Origin of the sequence: Phenylobacterium sp., from assembly GCF_030679875.1 — a bacterium.
Taxonomy (GTDB): Bacteria; Pseudomonadota; Alphaproteobacteria; order Caulobacterales; family Caulobacteraceae; genus Phenylobacterium.
Genome location: NZ_JAUXSP010000003.1, coordinates 94,164 through 111,559, shown reverse-complemented (window position 1 = coordinate 111,559; position 17,396 = coordinate 94,164). Strand labels below are relative to the sequence as shown.

The following is a 17,396-nucleotide window of genomic DNA, read 5'->3' as shown; positions in this document are numbered from 1 at the left end:
AACGCGGCGGGACAAGACGGGCATGAATTTCGATTTTTCCGACGACCAGAAGTTTCTGAAGAATGAGGCGCGAAAATTCCTCGACGCCCAGTGTCCGACCAGCCGGGTGCGCAAGGTTCTGGATGAGGATTCCAGGTCCTATGACGAGGACCTCTGGAGGGCGGTGGGCGAGCAGGGCTGGCTCGGCGCGGCCATACCCGAGGAATATAACGGCCTTGGCCTGGGGCGCCTGGAGCTGTGCGTGATCGCCGAGGAGCTCGGCCGCGCCGTGGCGCCGATCCCCTTCGCCTCCACGGTCTATTTCCTCGCTGAGGGGATCATGCTGGCGGGCTCCGAGGAGCAGAAGGCCTACCTGCTGCCCCGCATCGCCGCCGGTGAGGTGATCGGCGCCATGGCGGTCTCCGAAGGTCCCGGCGTCACCACCGCCTCGACCCTGCAGGCCACGGTCGAGGGGGGAAAGCTCAACGGCGTGAAGCTGCCCGTCACCGACGGCGATATCGCCACCGTCGCCCTGGTGCTGGCCAAGGAGAACGGCCGGCCGGGCCTGTTCATCGCCGACCTGACCGACGCCTCGGTGACGCGGGACGCGCTGAAGACCCTGGATCCGACCCGGGATGCCGCGCGGCTGACCTTCAAGGATACGCCGGTCAAACGACTGGGCGACGCTGGCCAGGGCTTTGAGGTCCTGGAGCAGATCAACGACCGCGCCGCGGTGCTGCTGGCCTTCGAACAGTGCGGCGGCGCTGACCGCTGCCTGGAGATGGCCAAGGGCTACGCCCTTGAGCGCTACGCCTTTGGCCGGGTGATCGGCTCCTACCAGGCCATCAAGCACAAGCTGGCCGACATCTATGTGAAGAACGAACTGGCCCGCTCCAACGCCTATTACGGCGCCTGGGCGCTCAATACCGGGGCCCCTGAACTGCCCGTGGCCGCCAGCGCCGCGCGGATCGCCGGGTCGGAGGCCTACTGGTTCGCGTCCAAGGAAAATATCCAGACCCACGGAGGCATCGGCTTCACCTGGGAGATGGACTGCCATCTGCACTACCGGCGCTCGCGCCAGCTTTCCCTCGTGGCGGGCGCGCCGCGGGTCTGGAAGGAACGGCTGGTCAGCCAGCTCGAACGTCGCAACGCCGCCGCCTGAAAGGGATCATGAACATGGACTTCAACGACACCCCCGAAGAGGCCGCCTACCGCCAGCAGGTCCGCGAGTGGCTCACCGCCAACGCACCGAAAAAGCGTGAGGGCGAACCCGATCCGCTGGGCGAATCCAGCGACGGTCTGGCCGCGTCCAAGGCCTGGCAGGCCAAGAAGGCCTCTGCCGGCTACGCCTGCATCACCTGGCCCAAGGAGTGGGGCGGGCAGGGCGGCAACCCGATCCAGCAGGTGATCTTCGGCCAGGAGGAATCCACCTTCCCGACGCCGGGCAACCCGTTCCAGATCGGCCTGGGCATGTGTGTGCCCACCGTGATGACCTTCGCCGATGAGGACACCAAGAAGCGCTTTGTCGGCCCCGCCATGCGCGGCGAGGAAATCTGGTGCCAGCTCTTCTCCGAACCCTCGGGCGGCTCCGACGTGGCCGGCGCCCGCACCCGGGCCGAGCAGGCTCCGGACGGTTCGGGCGACTGGATCATCAACGGCCAGAAGGTGTGGACCACGGGGGCCCAGTTCTCCGACTTCGGCATCGTCATCTGCCGCACCAATCCGGACGCGCCCAAGCACAAGGGCATGACCATGTTCTGGATCGACATGAAGGATCCGGGCGTCGAGATCCGGCCGATCCACCAGATGTCCGGCGGCTCAGGCTTCAACGAGGTCTTCTTCACCGACCTGAGGGTCAAGGATAGCCAGCGGCTCGGCGCCGTCGATGATGGCTGGCGGGTGTCCCTGGTCACCCTGATGAACGAGCGCCTGGCCGTGGGCGGCTCATCCGGCGCCGGCTGGAGCGCCTTCCTCGAAGCCGCCCGGGAGACCCCTGGCCTGGACGGCGGCGCGGCCATCAAGGACCAGGCGCTCCGCGAGAAGCTGGCCGATTGGTATGTCCAGGCCGAAGGCCTCAAGCACACCCGCAACCGCACCATGACGGCGCTCTCCAAGGGCGAGACCCCTGGACCAGAAAGCTCCATCGGCAAGATCATCTCGGCGGTGCAGATGCAGGAGCTGGCCCATTCGGCCGTGGAGATGCTCGATCAGTACGGGATCATCAATGATCCCGCCCTGGCGCCCCTGCGCGGGGCCTTCCACGCTTCACTGATGTCTGCGCCAGGCATGCGGATCGCCGGCGGCACCGACGAAATCCTGCGCAACATCATCGCCGAACGCGTGCTCGGCCTGCCCGGCGATATCCGGGTCGACAAGACTGTGGCCTTCAAGGATCTGCCGACCGGACGTTAGGCGGTGAAGGGCGGGACCCCAGCGGGTCCCGCCCTAAGCGCTCAGAGCCATCGGGCGGCGGGGGGCGAAGGTCCCCGCCAGGCGCCCGTAAAGACCGGTGAGCCCGCGGAAGGTCGAATCCCAACCATGGCGCTGCTCGGCCCGCAGCCGGGCGGCGTGGGCGCGATCCTGCAAATCCCCATCAAACAGGGCTTCAATCGCCTCGGCCAGGTGGTCGGCCCGCGCGCTCTCCGCCCTTTGGCCCACGGTCTCGTCGATCAGCTCGCCGATCCCGCCCCGGCGGGGACCGACCACCGGGGTCCCGGAGGCCAGGGCCTCAAGCACCGCCAGGCCGAAGGGCTCGTGTTCATTGGCGTGCAGAAAGGCGTCGGCGCTGGCCACGAAACGCGCCAGGGCGCCGGTGTCGCGCACATAGTCCAGGGCGATCACCTGGGGGCAGGAACGCGCGTCGCGGCCGGCGCCCACCAGCAGCAGGCGGTAGGGATCGCCCAGGCGCTCCACCGCTTCGATCATCGCCTCAATGTTCTTTTCCCGCGCCGCCCGCCCCGCGAACACCAGCAGGCGTGTGGCGGGACCAAGGCCCAGCTCTTCCAGCAGGCCCGCCCGGTCGGCCAGCCTCGGGTGGAAGCGGTCCAGATCAACGCCGAGGGGCTGCACGACCACGTCCTTGACCCCGGCCTCGGCCAGACGACCCGCCATATGGCGGCTGGGGGCGACCACGGCGTCGAAGCGGGCGAAGGTCTCCGCCCACTGGCGTCGCGCCGGCGCCCGAGCCCACTCGCCCAGGTGAAGCGCCGCCAGGGCCGCGGCGTCGGTGTGACAGAAGCCCACGACCGGCCGGCCCAGGGCCTGACCGGCGTCCAGGGCCGCGAGACCCGGAACAAAGACGTCACCAGCCTCGATCACATCCGGGTCCAGACGCCCGATCGCGTCAGACCATTTGGTCAGGCTGGCGGGCATCCGATAGCCGTCGCCAAAGGGCAGGCGGGCGGCTGCGATGGTTACATGTCCATCGGCGCCCCTGCGATTGCGGGCTCCGGGAGCGACAATGGTGTGGTCGATGTCGGGGCGGTGGGCGCTGAGCCAGGCGCGCTTGGCCAACAGGTAGCGTTTCACTCCGCCTGATCTGGGGGCGTACATCATCGTCACGTCCACCAGGTGGAAGCCCTGCCCAGCGGCTCTGAGGGCCCGCCCTCGGCCTGGCCAAATCGTCTGGATTTCCTCCGACTCCTGATCCCCAAACACCCTTGCGTCCTCGCGTCACACGTCAGCCTTGTCTGAGGACACAACGGGCGGCGACGGGCTTTCGATCCCGGGTCTTCAAGGCGCCCCAGGCCGCACGCGGGCGTCAGCGGCGCTTCGCACCAGGGTCACGAACTCGGCCCGATCACCATCGATGTCCTGTCCGCGGGCGCCCTGAGCGAGAGCCTCGATCTCGGTCCAACCGAAGCGCGCCGAGAGCCAGGGGTCCCCCCGCAGTTTCTGGCCGTACGCCGCGACGGCCAGCGCCCAGCGGGTGGCCTCTGGCGCGGCGGCCAGGCTGCGCGCCCGGTCGCTGGCCGTGACGGGTCGGGTCATCAGGTTGGACGCGCCGCCGCCTGGCGGCTGATAGCGCACTTTGACGAAGGCGAGCTCCGACCCCTGGCCCGGGCTGCGGGGCTCGGCCTGGTAGCGCAGGGGATCGCTGGAGCCGGGCGCGCCGACTGGCGTGATCTCATAGAGGGCGGTCACCGAGGCGCCCGAGCCGACTTCGCCGGCGTCGACCTGGTCATTGTTGAAGTCCTCCCGGTTCAACAGCCGGGTCTCATAGCCGATCAGCCGATACTCGCTGACCCGGGCGGGATTGAACTCCACCTGGATTTTCACGTCCTGGGCGATGGGGAACATGCTGGCCGGCAGATCCCGCAGGAACAGGCGACGGGCTTCGGCCAGGGTGTCGATATAGGCCGCCGTCCCGTTCCCGTTCTGCGCCAGGGTCTGCATCATCTGGTCGTTGTAGTTGCCCCGACCAAAGCCATAGACCGACAGAAAGACGCCACTGGCGCGCTTTTCAGCCACGAAGTCCTCAAGCCGGGCCGGGTCGGACAGGCCGACATTGAAGTCGCCGTCGGTCATCAGGATCACCCGGTTGATCGCCTGGGGATCAAAGTTCTGCTGGGCCAGCTCATAGGCCAGCGCCAGGCCCTGGCCGCCGGCCGTGGATCCGCCGGCCGACAGGGCGCCCAAGGCGCAGCGCATCATCAGTTTCTGCCGCCCATCGGTGGGGGGCAGGACGGCGCCGGCCGAGCCGGCATAGGCCACCATGGCCACCCGGTCCTGCGGGCCCAACTGGTCGATCAGCACATTCATCGCCTTGCGGGCCAGGGGCAGGCGGTCGGCGCTCTCCATCGAACCGGACGTGTCGATCAGGAAGACCAGGTTCAAGGGCGGCTTGGCCGAGGCGGGAAGCTCATAGCCCTGCAGGCCGATGTGCAGAATCTCCCGCTGATCGGACCAGGGGGAGGGGACGACGGAGATGCTGGTGGCGAAAGGGGTGTCGCGGCTGGCGGGCGCTCGGTAGCCGTAGTCGAAATAGTTGACCAGCTCCTCCACGCGAACCGCATCGGTGGGCGGTCGCTCGCCGTCGTTCAGAAACCGCCGGACATTGGCGTAGCTGGCCGTATCGACGTCGATGGAGAAGGTGGAGACGGGCTCCTCAGCTGTTCGCTTGACCGGATTGGCGGTGGCCTCGGGATAGCGCTCTGTGTCGATTGTCCCTGGCGCGGGACCAGACGGAAGGACGATGGAAACCGGGGGTCTCGGTTGCATCGCCGACTGCTCGGCCACCATGGGCGGTGGCGGGGGGGCGGGGGCCATTCGCGCCATCGGCGCGGCCATGCCCGGGGGCGGCGGCGACCCGCTCGCCCACAGGCCGCGGGGCTCTGGCGCGCGAAAGCCCAGGCGGGCGCAGGCCGCAGCCGTCGGTTCGCCATCCAACGGTCCTCGGGGGGCGGCGCTGCTGGCCATGGGCGCGCCGGCCATCAGGGCCGCCAGGCTGAGGGTGAGAAGGTTGCGAATCGCCATTGGCGCCATGCGCGTGGTCCCCGTCTGATGCGTCCCTTGGAACCTAGCTTGTCCGTGCGACTAGGGCGAAAAAATGGACGAACCCGGGTCATTGACCCTGATTGGGCTGAGCCGGGGCGATCGGGGGGAAATCTCCCCCACGGCTCTGGGGCAAGCTTGACAGCGCGGCTCCCCGGACGGCTACTGCCAAGGTCAAAATTATGGTTAACGCGCTCTGAACGTGGGGGAGCAACGGGCCATGGTCCCATCGACGGACCCATTGCTGCACGGGGGCCTGCGCAAGGGCATGACCGTGGCTGTGCTGTTGGCCCTGGTCCCTCTGCTCGGCTGCGAGCCGGGCCCCAAGGGCCCCGGCGGCCCGTCGGCCGGAGTGGCGTGTCCGCGGCCCCAGACCTTCCTCACCACCCAGGCCTTCAACGTCCAGGAACAGGAAATCCGCGCCCTGCGGCGACAGGCCTTCGCCGGGGACTTCTTCGCCCAGATCGACCTCGCCCGCCGCTATGGCGGGGCTGAGGCCGAGGCGCGCAAGATCCACGATCCGGTCGAGGCCGCCAGCTGGTATCAGCTGGCCCTGTCCAATCCCGACGGCTTCGCGCCGATTGTCACCGGCGCCCAGGGGCAGCGCCGGAACGGCCGACTTCAGGACTGCCGGGAAGCCGAGCGTCAGGGCGCCTACAATGCGCTCGAGCGTCTGCTGGAGCGGATGAGTTCCGAGGAGCGACAGGACGTTCGCGACCGGGTGATCTATGTGCTCTCCACCCAGGGCGCCCCGGGTTTCCGCACCCTGGCGCGACTGCATGACGTGGGGTTCGGCCCCTTTGGCGATCCGGTGGACAGCTCGCCGATTGAACCTCGAGACCTGAATGGCCGAAGACCACCGGCCGCCGCGACCCTGTTCACCCGCAATGACGTGGACGTCTACCTGTTCAACTACCTCGCCGCCCAAAGCGGCGATGTGGCGGGCTTCGTCATGCTCAAGGACTTTGAACGCTCGTCCACGGGGCGCGCCGCCTTGGGCGCTGACGCCCAGGCCAAGGCCAAGCGCTGGACGCCGCCCTTCGAATTCTACCCGCCCCAGGCCCCGGAATCGGGCGTACCCCTGTCCGATGAGAGTCTGCGCGCCGGTGAGGCCGAGGCCCTGGCCCTGGCGCGGGTGGACGAACTGCCCTTCGTCCATGTGGGTCACGCCCTGGCCTTCCTGCGGGTGACCGACAAGCCGGCGGTGACCAAGGCCAGCCTGACGGCCACCGAGGTCCAGGCCTTCCAGGCCATGCTGGGCCGCCCCGCCACCGGGCGGCTGTCCAGCCTGGAGGAGGTCCGGGCCATCCAGTACGCCGCCGTCAACGGTCAGGCCCGCTCCCAGCTGACCCTGGCTGTGATGTACGCCGAAGGGGTCGGGGTGCCGAGGGACTACGCCCGGGCCTTCCACTGGTTCTCCCAGGCCGACCGGCAGGGTAACGCCGAGGCCAAGTACGCCATGTCCACCTTCTTCTCCCTGGGAATGGAGGGGGTGGCCGACCAGGACAAGGCGAGCGCGGTGGTCTATCAGATCGACGCTGCGCTGGCTGGTTTCAAACCCTCCGCTCAAAGGCTGCGCGAGCTCCTGGCTCAGGTCTCCCGCGCGCCGCGAACCTGACAAAGGCGCAAAGACGGTGACTGCTCAACCTCTGCGGCCCGGCCGCCTTCTCCCCTTCATCGCCGGCGCCTGCGCGCTCCTGGTCCTGGCCCTGGGCGCCCCGGCGCAGGCCTATCCCGACGCCCGGGTCGATGCGCAGATCCGGCCCAATTTCGGGGGCCTGATCACGCCGCCCCTGCGCTCGCCCTACCGTCCCAACCAGTGGCGCAAACCTGACCACAAGCCCAAGCGGCCCTATCCACACCCCGGCCGGCCGCACCTGCCGCTGCAAGGGGGATATCTCAACAGTCTGAGCATCGACTGCGCTGACCCAAATCTCGGGCCATATCCGGTCTCCGACGCCCTGTGGGCCCTGGCCGACGGCGGCGTGCTGTTCATCCGCGCCCGGGGCGGGGTGTGCCGCGAGACCCTATATATCGACCGCCCGGTGACCATCATCGGCGAGAGGGCCCCGGCCTTCTCCACGGGGCCCGAGCCTCAACCGGCTCGACTGTCGCCGCCGGCCGGGGCGCCCTGTATCCGCGTGGCGCCCGGGACAAAGGGCGTCGAGATCCGCGACATGATCATCGAGGCTGACCAGGGCGGACGCAGCGCCTGCATCGAGGCGGTCGACGCCGAGATCGCCCTGGTGAACACCTATGTCCGCTATGCGGGCGAGGCCGCAGCCATCTTTGTGTCCGGCGGCCGTCTGATCGGACGCCAGAGCACGATCGAGGCGCGCACCAATGACGCCGCGGTGCTGGTGGACACCGCGACCCTCGACTTCGTCCAGGTGCGTATCGCCGCTGATGTCCGCGGGCTCGACGTCACCCCAGCTGCTGGCGAGAGCCGTCTGGTCCAGGTGGGGGTGGTCGCCGAAGGGGGAACCCTGCCGGGCTCCACCGGCGTCACCGTGCGCGGTCTTCGCAGCGGCGGCGGCAAGCTTGTGGTGCGAAACTCCTATGTCGGCGGCTGGATCACCGGGCTCTATGTGGACCGGGGCGCCAAGCTGGAGCTGATCCGCACCCGTGTGCGCGCCCGACGCGGCGTCATCTCCGACTGGGGCGAGGTGGTGGTGCGGGAGTCCGCAATCTGGGGGGATGAGTACGGCGGCTATTTCGCCGGCGGCGCGCCGGTGATCGAGCACAATCGCTTCGGCGGTCCCCGGGGCGGGCTGATGTTCGACAGTCAGACCCGGCCGGCCCTGGCGCCCAACTATCTCTACGCCTCAGACCTGTGCGATCCCTACGCCCAGCCGCAGGGCCTCTATTGCCAGTCCCTGGGGGCCGGGCCGCTGCAGGCCTTCGCAGCCCCCGACCCGTATGGTCAGCCCGCCTATGGCCCCCCGTCCTATGGCTGGACACAGGACGGCTATGATCGCGGCTATCAGCTGGACGGGGCTCCAGTCGCCCTGCCGCCGCCGCCGCCGCCCAGCCGTCGGGGGCTTTTCGGGCGCCCCGCCTACTGAGGCGTGGCGTGCGTCACTGGGAGTCGAAAAAGGCCTCCGGCCCCTCTACCTCGATCAGCCGGCCCTTGCGGATTTCCAGGAAGCGGGTCGCGGCCGTACGGGTGAAGTGCCGGTCGTGGGAGACGAACAGGCAGGTCGTCTCGGCCTCCTCCAGCTGGCTCTCCAGGGCCTCCTGGCCCTCGATGTCCAGGTGATTGGTGGGCTCGTCCAGCAGGTAGAGGTTTGGCCGGGCAAGCTTCAGCCGCAGGAAGATCAGCCGGGCCCGCTCCCCGTGGCTGAGATCGCCGATCGGACCGCTGACCCGGGCATGGGAGAAGCCCGCCTTGGCCAGCAGGGCGTTGGTCTGGGTCTTGGTCGCCGCGTCGGCCTGCGCCACATAGTCGAACAGGCTCATCTTGAGGGGCAGGTCGCGCATGGCCTGGTCGAAATAGACCATGCGAATGGCCGGGTTGAACCGGATGGGCGCTGAGCCGTCATAGTGGGTCTGGGCCGGGTCATAGGCCCCCGCCAGGGCGTTAAGCAGCATGGACTTTCCGGCGCCGTTGATCCCCAGCACGGCGATGCGATCGCCGACCGCCACGTTCAACCGGTCAATCCGGTACAGCGGGCGTGCGTCAGGGGTGGCGACCGTAACCCCGTCCAGTCGCAGGGCGACCTTGGCGTCCATCTCGCCTTCGCCGAGCTCCAACCGGCGCTCGCGCCCTGTATAGGTTTCGGTCCGCTCGGCTTCGATGCGGGCGATCCGTTTTTCTGTGGCCTTGGCCCGCTTGTGGAACTTGTCGTTCAGCACCCCCCACTGGCGATAGCGGCGGGCGACGGCCTCCAGCCGATCGATTTCCTTGGTTTCCAGCTTGCGCCGGGTCGCCTCGGCGGCGTCGCGGGCCATCAGTTCGGTGCGGGCGGCCACGAAGGGCAGGGCGAAGCTGTGCGCCCCATCTGAGCGCAGGAAGATGGTGCGGCTGGTGGTCCGCTCCAGAAAGGCCCGGTCATGGCTGACGATCAGCATGGGCAGCCGGCGCTCGGCTCCCAGCCAGCGCTCCAGCCGGTTGATGTTGGAAAGATCGAGATGGTTGGTAGGTTCGTCCAGGATCAGAAGATCAGGCTCGGCCAGGCGGACGGCTGAGGCGATCAGGAACAGCCGTCGCCAGCCGCCACTGAGGGCCGAGAACTTCGTCTCCGCCAGCGCCGCGGGAATTTCGAACTCGTCCAGCAGGACGTCGATACGCCAGTCTTCCGAGCCGTCCTGCGGCAGGGCGGTGGCCAGCACCTCCCGGGCGGTGAGATTCAGCAGATGATCGGGGGCCTCCTGGGGGACGTAGCCGACCTTCAGACCCCGTGAGCGGATGATCTTGCCGCTGTGCAGTTCCAGTTCCCCGGTCAGGCACTTGAGCAGGGTCGATTTGCCCGCCCCGTTCTCCCCCACCAGGGCGGTTCGAGCGGCGTCCAGACCGAAGGTGACGCCCTCGAAAATGCGGGTGGCGCCATAGTAGAAGCTGGCCTCTTCGACCCCCAGAACCGCGCTCGCCATGTCAGCCTCCCCGCCACCTGCGCCAAGATCGATCCCCGCTGTCGCCTCGGCGCGCGCCCCTTGCGGCGGGCTAGACTAGCCGGGCCAGGGCGATCTGCGAAATGAGCGTCACGTCGTCCGGGGCCGTGGCGGTGTCCAGGCGCAACTGGTCGATGCGACTGCGCCTCCAGTCGCCGCCGCCCTTGGCCATGCGGGTCATGTCATAGACCAGGACGCTCGCGGCCCCCTCCGGCGGCGGGCCGTTGAGGGGGGCGTTCATGTAGTGGCCCGTCTCGCCATGCCGCTCAGTGGCGTAATAGAGCGCACCATCCCAAGCGCCGACGGCCCGTCGCCGAACCAGGCGAACCAGGACGAGGTCGGCGGCGGCGCCGGCGATGTCGAGCCCTGCAGGGGAGCGGAGGATCGGGTCAGGGCTCTCGCTCGTCACCTCGTGACCCTCCCCTGGAATGTGCCGCGCCCGGGCGCCGGCGACGGTGAACCCATGGGAATTGGCGGTGAAGTCCCAGGCCCGGCTGACCGGCAGGTCTTCACCCATGAGCTGGAAGCTGCGGGTTTCCGGGTTCCAGCCGAAGTCGCTGGCCAGGCGGGGGCGGCCGGCGACGGGGGGCTTGTCACAGGCCGCCAGCGCGGCTGCGCCCAGCTGGGCGAGCAAGAGGCGTCGGGGGATCATCGGAGCGCCTCACGCGGCGGCTCGGGCAGCGCGCCTGGACGCGCATAGAGGCTGAGGGCCTCGCCAGAAAAAGTCGCCGCCCAGGGGGCGGGGGGCGGCTGGTCGCCCATAATCGCCACCTGTTCGACCCCGTCCAGCAGGGCGGCGGGAATAGGCCCGGGCGGGCGCACGATCACGCGGACCTTGCCTTGATAGGCCAGGAAGGCGGTATGGCTGGCGTTATGGTCGAAGGCGACCAGGACCGGCAGGCTCTGGTCGGGCGCCTGGGCGACCGCGACCGGCAGATCACGCTCCAGCGCGGCCCGGTGAGCCGCGACACCGGTGCTGACCCAGCTGTGATCATAGTGGGTTGAGACCAGCCCAAGACCCACCAAGGCCCCTGTCCAGACGCGCAGGGGCGCAGCGCCGCGCAATAGGGCCAGGCAGAGAAGGCCAATGATGGCGGCGCTGATCCCGGCATAGGGAAGCGGCGCAGGAAAATTCCAGGCCGTCAGATGCGGAATGTAGAAGGCCGACAGGGCGGCGCTGTCCCAGGGGGTCAGGGTGACGCCAAGGCCCCAGGCGATTAACAGGCCCAACAAGCCGACCGCGGGCATGGCCGCCAGCCACAGCCGGGCGCCTCGACCGCCGTCCGTCCACAGGGCGTTCACCGGGCCAGCCGCCGCGATCCAGAGCAGCGGCGTGTAGAACTCAAAGTACCGTCCCCATAGCCGGCCGCTCTCGCCGGGTATGGCCGAAATTCTGACGGCGAACAGCACGATCATGGCCAGGGTCGCCAGCAAGGCGGCGGCCAGCACCAGGAAGGCCACCTCGTCGGGGGCCGGCGCTTCGCGACGGCGCCATCGGCCAGCCAGGGCCCGTCCGCCGGCCAGCAGCGGCGCGCCGGTCAACAGCAGAGTCGCCGACCCCAGGCTGAGCGAGGTCACAAAGGCGGTGCGCAGGGGCTCTGGCGGAATACGGGCGAAGTGGTCGGCATAGGCTGAGCCCAGGAAGAAGGTGATGGCCGCATCCCCCCGGCCGGTCATCACCTGAATCGTGGCGCCGGTGATCAGAAAGGCTCCGGTGAACAGCGCCCCCTGGCCGGCCGCCTGCCAGATGCGGCGCTGGTCAAGGACAACCAAGGCCATCAGCAAGACCCCCATGGCAGGGATGATGACCACCCCATGGGGCTTGACCAGCACCAGCGCTGCGCAAAGCGCGCCAAGGACCGCCGCCAGCGCCCAGGGTCGCGACAGGGCCCACCGGGCGGCGGCGGCGGCGATGACAGCCAGAACCAGGACGAACAGGCCCTCGGGCATGGCGGTGACGACGAAGCGGTGGAAGGGGTAGGCCAGCCCGGCCGCCAGCCCCCAGAAGGCTATGCGGCCTGGCTGCGACGGCCGCAGGGTCCGGTGAAGAAGGGCCAGGCCCCCAATATAGGTGGCCAGGCCGATCAGTCGCATCCAAGGCAGCAGATTGGCCGACATGGCGTCCACCAGTCGGATCAGGGCCATATAGAGGGTGTTGCCGACGGGATGCAGGGTTGGGTGACGCTCTGGCCGTGCATCCAGCAGATCGCCATAGAGGGCGCGGATGAGGTATGCGCCCTCGTCCCCGGCGTAGAGTGGCCAGGGGGTGAAGATCCGGTTCAGGTAGAACAGGCAGACAAGGGCCGCGCCGATGATAAGGACCGCGCCAACGAGGCCTGCGTGCTTGCCCGGCGCCCTCAACATGCCCACGCTCTGTATCACGCCACACTCCGCCTACAGGCTGGGCCCGGAGCCGGCTCGGCGCGGCGCTTATCGATGTTTGGTGACAAAATCTGGACCGCCGCCGCCAGACCGCCCGGACGACGGTGAGGCCAAAGAAAAGGCGCCGACCCTGGGGGCCGACGCCTGATACGAATTGATGCGAAAGCCTATTTCTTCAGGGCGTCGCGGGCGCCTTCCTTGAGGTCGCCAACGCCCTTTTGAACCTTGCCCTTGGCCTGGTCCATATGGCCTTCGGCTTCAAGGCGCTCGTTGCCGGTCACCTTGCCGGCAGCTTCCTTGACCTTGCCGCCCATATCCTTGGCGGCGCCTTCGGCTTGATCCTTATGCATCGGAATCTCCTTGAGTTTCTGGAGGAGCGGGGGCGCCTCGTCTGTTGCAAAAGGAATGCGCGAAGCCCCGGGCTTGTTCCCTCCGATGTGGCCCGCCCGGTTGCGCCGAGGCCGGCAGGCGTCTATTTCCTGCTCCAATTCCGAAATCGCAATTTAAAGGCGGGCGCGGCACCATCCATGGCGCAGCAACATATTTTTCAGATGCAGGGCCTGACCAAGGCCTATCCCGGCAGCAAGAAGGTGTTCGAGAACATCTGGCTGTCCTTCTATTCCGACGCCAAGATCGGGGTGGTGGGGGTCAACGGCTCGGGTAAGTCCTCTCTGCTGAAGATCATCGCCGGGATCGACAAGGAGTTCACGGGCGAGGCCCGCGCCGCAGACGGCGTGAAGATGGGCTATCTCGAGCAGGAGCCGCACCTGGACGAGAAGCTCGACGTCTGGGGCAATGTCATCTCCTGGTGCGAAGAGAAGAAAATCTTCGACGCCTTCAACGCCGTCGCCGCCAAGATGGGCGAGGAATATACCGACGAGCTGATGGAGGAGATGACCGCCCTCCAGGAGAAGCTGGACGCTGGCGACCTCTGGGACATCGACAGCCGCATCGAGATGGCCATGGACGCCCTGCGCTGTCCGCCCAACGACTGGCCGGTGGACAAGCTGTCCGGGGGCGAGAAGCGCCGGGTGGCGCTGGCCCGCCTGCTGCTGTCGAAGCCCGACATGCTGCTGCTGGACGAACCCACCAACCACCTGGACGCCGAGAGCGTCGCCTGGCTGCAGCACCACCTGGAGGCCTTCCCGGGCTGCGTCATCCTGGTGACCCACGACCGCTACTTCCTGGATCAGGTGACCAAGTGGACCCTGGAGCTCGATCGCGGCAAGGGCGTGCCCTATGAGGGCAACTACTCGTCCTGGCTGGAACAGAAGGCCAAACGCTCGGCCGTCGAAGACCGCGAGAGCGAAAGCCGCAAACGCACCCTGGAGCGGGAGCTGGAATGGGTGCGCTCCTCGCCCACGGCCCGCCGGACCAAGTCCAAGGCCCGCCTGGCGGCCTTCGACGAACTGGTCAACGCCTCCGAACGCGAGAAGCAGTCGTTCGCTCAGATCCAGATCCCGCCCGGCCCGCGCCTGGGCAATATGGTCATCGAGGCTGACCATCTGGAAAAGGCCTATGGGGACAAGCTGCTCTTCAAGGACCTGACCTTCCGCCTGCCGCCGGGCGGCATTGTCGGCGTCATCGGGCCCAACGGGGCGGGCAAGTCGACCCTGTTCAAGCTCCTCACCAAGCAGGAAGTCCCTGACGCCGGCGATATCCGCCTGGGTGAGACCGTCCAGCTCTCCTATGTGGACCAGAGCCGCGACGCGCTGGATCCCAACAAGAACGTCTGGGAGGAAATCTCGGGCGGCCTCGACATCATGAAGGTCGGCGCCCGCGAGATCATCAGCCGCGCCTATGTGGGCTCGTTCAACTTCAAGGGCGGCGATCAGCAGAAGAAGGTCGGCCTGCTCTCGGGCGGTGAGCGCAACCGCGTTCACCTGGCCAAGACCCTGGCCTCTGGCGGCAATGTCATCCTGCTCGACGAACCGACCAACGACCTGGACGTGGAGACCCTGCAGGCCCTGGAAAGTGCGCTGGAGGACTTCCCCGGCTGCGCCGTGGTCATCAGCCACGACCGCTGGTTCCTCGACCGCCTGTGCACCCACATTCTCGCCTTCGAGGGCGACAGCCATGTGGAGTGGTTCGAAGGCAACTTCGACGCCTATGAGGAAGACAAGAAGCGTCGCCTCGGCACCGACAGCCTCATCCCCCACCGTCTGAAGTTCCAGAAGTTCAGCCGCTAGAAATTCTCTCGTTTGGCGACTCTGGGTTGTGATCTCCTGAAGCCGGCGATAGGTCTCCGCGACCGAATGTCGCGTATGGGGAGATTACGCTGTGGCCATCATCAGCGCGGGCGCCGAGCTTAACTTTGACACCTTGCATCTGGGCGCCCTGGGCGACCGGATCATAACATCCTATTCGACCACCTTCGCCCGAGCGGAAGGCGGCGGGGTCACCGACAACTACTGGGGTAACTTCGTCTATAACGGCGCCGGCGAGCTCGTTGGCGGCACGATAACCCAGTATAGCCAGGTGTCGGCGGGGGTTGTGCTCCTGCAGATTTCCAATGTCGCCGTCCCCGTCGTGGAAGTAGCCTTTGGCATCTTGAACGACATCTCCCTGGGCCAATTGCAGATCTTCTCAGGTCCTGACCTGATCACGGGGTCTTCGGCCAATGATCTGATACGCAGCCAGGGTGGCGACGACCGGGTCTATGGCGATGGCGGGGCTGATACGGTTTTCGCCGGGACGGGCAATGATTCCGTCTGGGGCGGCGAGGGGCGCAACTATCTGCGTGGCGACGACGGGAACGACAGCCTGACGGGCGGCGGCGATTTCGACGACCTGCATGGCAACGCCGGCAATGACACGGTCCGTGGCGGCGCGGGCGACGACTGGGTCGTGGGCGGCAAGGACCAGGACGAGCTCCATGGCGAGGCCGGAGCCGACATCGTCTACGGCAACCTCGGCAACGACACCTGCTATGGCGGCGACGGCAATGACCTGATCCGCGGAGGGCAGCAGAACGACATCCTCTATGGCGGGGCCGGCGATGACTGGCTGTCGGGCGACCGGGACAACGACACCATCAGCGGCGGGTCCGGCGCCGACATCTTCCACACCTTCGGCGACGCCGGAATCGACCGGGTGCTGGACTTCAACCGCGCCGAGGGCGACCGGGTGCAACTGGACCCCGGCACGACCTACAGCGTCGCCCAGGTCGGCGCCGACACGGTCATCAGTATGGGCGGCGGCGCCCAGATGACCCTGGTGGGCGTCAGCATGGCCAGCCTCACCGAGGGTTGGATCTTCATCTGAAAAGATAAGGCCGGGGGCGAAGCTGCGCTGAGGAACCTCCGGCCATTCCACCTGTTCTCCGCGGGACATTCCAATCCCAAAGGAGAACGCCATGGCGAGCCCTCGTATCGAAGGCGCCAAGGTGGCTGTGCTGGCCACCGACGGCTTTGAACAGTCCGAACTGGAACAACCGGTCGCCGCCCTGACGGCGGCCGGCGCCACCGTCCATGTGATCGCCCCCAAGGGCCCTGAGATTCAGGGCTGGGAGCACCATGACAAGGGACGCGCCACCCCCATCGATCTGGAACTGGCCAAGGCCAAGGCCGCAGACTACGACGCCCTGGTCCTGCCGGGCGGGGTGATCAATCCCGACGCTCTGCGCCTCGAGAAAAAGGCCATCGCCTTCATTGGCGAGTTCGTGAAGGCCGGAAAGCCGATCGGCGCCATCTGCCATGGTCCCTGGACCCTGATCGACGCCGGGGGCGTCGAGGGCAAGACCCTGACCTCCTGGCCGTCGCTGGAGACCGACTTGAAGAACGCCGGCGCCAAGTGGGTGGACAAGGAGGTGGTGGCCGACCAGGGCCTGGTCACTTCGCGCAAGCCCGACGATCTGCCAGCCTTCTGCAAGAAGCTGATCGAGGAAATCGCTGAGGGTCGCCAGGCCGCGGCGGCCTGACGACCCGTGGCCACCCTGGCCACAGGGTCGCCGCACCGGCTATAGGGCGGGGAGCAAGCTGGAGCATCGCCCATGTCAAACGCCCCGCCCGTTGTCCTTCTGTCCCACGTCATGCTGGCCCCGATGCAGGCCGGCCTGGAGGCGAAAGGCTATCGCGTGGTCCGTCGCTGGGATCTGGCCGAGGCCGACCGCGGCGCGGTGGTCGCCATCGCCCATGCAGGCGAGGTGGTGCTGGAGCCTGAGTTTCTCGAGACCCTGCCGGGCCTTACGCTGATCGCCAATATCAGCGTCGGCTATGACGGGGTGGACGTAGCCTGGTGCCGGGCGCGGGGGATCGAGGTCACCCATGCTGATGGCCTCAACGCCGAGGACGTGGCCGACCATGCCGTGGGCCTCTTGATCGCCTCGTGGCGCAACATCGTCGAGGGCGACCGCCACGTGCGCGAGGGCCGCTGGGCGCCCGACGACCGGCTGGGCGCTCGCCCCGCCCTCAAGGGCCGCAAGGTCGGCGTGGTCGGCATGGGCCACATCGGCCAGGCCTGCGCCACCCGCGTGGAGGCCTTCGGCCTTGAGGTGGCCTGGTGGGGCCCCAATCCCAAGCCGGACCTGCGCTGGCCCCGGGCCGAGGGCTTGCTGGCCCTGGCGCAGGCCAGCGACATCCTGATCGTCGCCTGCCGCGCCGACGCCGCCAATCGCGGCCTGATTTCGCAGGACGTGATCGAGGCCCTCGGCCCTCGGGGCCTGCTGGTCAATGTGGCCCGGGGCTCTGTCGTGGATGAAGACGCCCTGATCGCGGCCCTGAAGGACAAGCGCCTGGGCCGAGCGGCCCTGGATGTCTTCTGGCAGGAGCCGACCCCGGCCGCCCGCTGGACTGATGTGCCCAACATCGTGCTCTCGCCCCATTCGGCGGGCGGCACGCTGGAGTCGATCCCGAAGATGATCGGCCAGGCCCTGGAAAACCTGCGCCGCCACTTCGCCGGCGAGCCGCTGCTCAGTCCTGTCCCCTGACATT

The 17,396-nt window shown here is 67.8% G+C and carries 14 protein-coding genes; 8 read left to right on the top strand and 6 right to left on the bottom strand.

What is annotated here, in order from left to right; genetic code table 11:
* Positions 1–22: 22 nt before the first annotated feature.
* Positions 23–1,141: an acyl-CoA dehydrogenase family protein gene (locus Q8K84_RS02335; RefSeq protein ID WP_305280267.1), complete on the top strand. Its 1,119-nt coding sequence runs from the start codon at positions 23–25 to the stop codon at positions 1,139–1,141.
* Between the two features lie 14 nt (positions 1,142–1,155).
* Entirely contained in the window at positions 1,156–2,391 is a 1,236-nt protein-coding gene (locus Q8K84_RS02330; RefSeq protein ID WP_305280263.1) for an acyl-CoA dehydrogenase family protein, read from the top strand.
* 33 nt (positions 2,392–2,424) lie between these two features.
* On the opposite strand, the gene Q8K84_RS02325 is transcribed toward Q8K84_RS02330, so the two are convergent.
* Together Q8K84_RS02325 and Q8K84_RS02320 are read right to left on the bottom strand one after the other, a co-directional pair.
* Entirely contained in the window at positions 2,425–3,534 is a 1,110-nt protein-coding gene (locus tag Q8K84_RS02325; RefSeq protein ID WP_305280261.1) for a glycosyltransferase, read from the bottom strand.
* 177 nt (positions 3,535–3,711) lie between these two features.
* The gene (locus Q8K84_RS02320; protein WP_305280259.1) at positions 3,712–5,454 is read right to left on the bottom strand and encodes a VWA domain-containing protein; all 1,743 of its coding nucleotides are present in this window, start codon (positions 5,452–5,454) and stop codon (positions 3,712–3,714) included.
* Between the two features lie 238 nt (positions 5,455–5,692).
* On the opposite strand from Q8K84_RS02320, the gene Q8K84_RS02315 reads away from it, so the two are divergent.
* Positions 5,693–7,090 carry a tetratricopeptide repeat protein gene (locus Q8K84_RS02315; protein ID WP_305280257.1) on the top strand — a complete coding sequence of 466 codons (1,398 nt, stop codon included), beginning with the start codon at positions 5,693–5,695 and terminating at the stop codon, positions 7,088–7,090.
* A gap of 16 nt (positions 7,091–7,106) precedes the next feature.
* Positions 7,107–8,537 carry a hypothetical protein gene (locus Q8K84_RS02310; protein ID WP_305280255.1) on the top strand — a complete coding sequence of 477 codons (1,431 nt, stop codon included), beginning with the start codon at positions 7,107–7,109 and terminating at the stop codon, positions 8,535–8,537.
* Positions 8,538–8,550: 13 nt separating this feature from the next.
* On the opposite strand, the gene Q8K84_RS02305 is transcribed toward Q8K84_RS02310, so the two are convergent.
* The 4 genes from Q8K84_RS02305 to Q8K84_RS17345 all read right to left on the bottom strand — a co-directional run bounded on the left by Q8K84_RS02305 (position 8,551) and on the right by Q8K84_RS17345 (position 12,953).
* Complete coding sequence (locus tag Q8K84_RS02305) at positions 8,551–10,065, bottom strand: ABC-F family ATP-binding cassette domain-containing protein (protein ID WP_305280253.1); 1,515 nt, start codon at positions 10,063–10,065, stop codon at positions 8,551–8,553.
* 70 nt (positions 10,066–10,135) lie between these two features.
* Entirely contained in the window at positions 10,136–10,735 is a 600-nt protein-coding gene (locus Q8K84_RS02300; protein WP_305280252.1) for a hypothetical protein, read from the bottom strand.
* Positions 10,732–12,465: a hypothetical protein gene (locus Q8K84_RS02295; RefSeq protein ID WP_305280251.1), complete on the bottom strand. Its 1,734-nt coding sequence runs from the start codon at positions 12,463–12,465 to the stop codon at positions 10,732–10,734. Before Q8K84_RS02295 ends, Q8K84_RS02300 begins: the two co-directional genes overlap by 4 nt.
* A gap of 167 nt (positions 12,466–12,632) precedes the next feature.
* Complete coding sequence (locus Q8K84_RS17345; RefSeq protein ID WP_370867816.1) at positions 12,633–12,953, bottom strand: CsbD family protein; 321 nt, start codon at positions 12,951–12,953, stop codon at positions 12,633–12,635.
* A gap of 39 nt (positions 12,954–12,992) precedes the next feature.
* Here Q8K84_RS17345 and ettA point away from each other — a divergent pair, with 39 nt between their 5' ends.
* The 4 genes from ettA (at position 12,993) to Q8K84_RS02270 (ending at position 17,392) form a co-directional block, all read left to right on the top strand.
* Complete coding sequence (ettA, locus tag Q8K84_RS02285) at positions 12,993–14,654, top strand: energy-dependent translational throttle protein EttA (protein WP_305280250.1); 1,662 nt, start codon at positions 12,993–12,995, stop codon at positions 14,652–14,654.
* 91 nt (positions 14,655–14,745) lie between these two features.
* Positions 14,746–15,729 (top strand): calcium-binding protein, encoded by a 984-nt coding sequence (locus Q8K84_RS02280; protein WP_305280248.1) that lies wholly within the window; start codon positions 14,746–14,748, stop codon positions 15,727–15,729.
* Positions 15,730–15,820: 91 nt separating this feature from the next.
* Complete coding sequence (locus Q8K84_RS02275) at positions 15,821–16,384, top strand: type 1 glutamine amidotransferase domain-containing protein (RefSeq protein WP_305280247.1); 564 nt, start codon at positions 15,821–15,823, stop codon at positions 16,382–16,384.
* 72 nt (positions 16,385–16,456) lie between these two features.
* Positions 16,457–17,392: a 2-hydroxyacid dehydrogenase gene (locus Q8K84_RS02270; RefSeq protein WP_305280246.1), complete on the top strand. Its 936-nt coding sequence runs from the start codon at positions 16,457–16,459 to the stop codon at positions 17,390–17,392.
* Positions 17,393–17,396 lie beyond the last annotated feature (4 nt).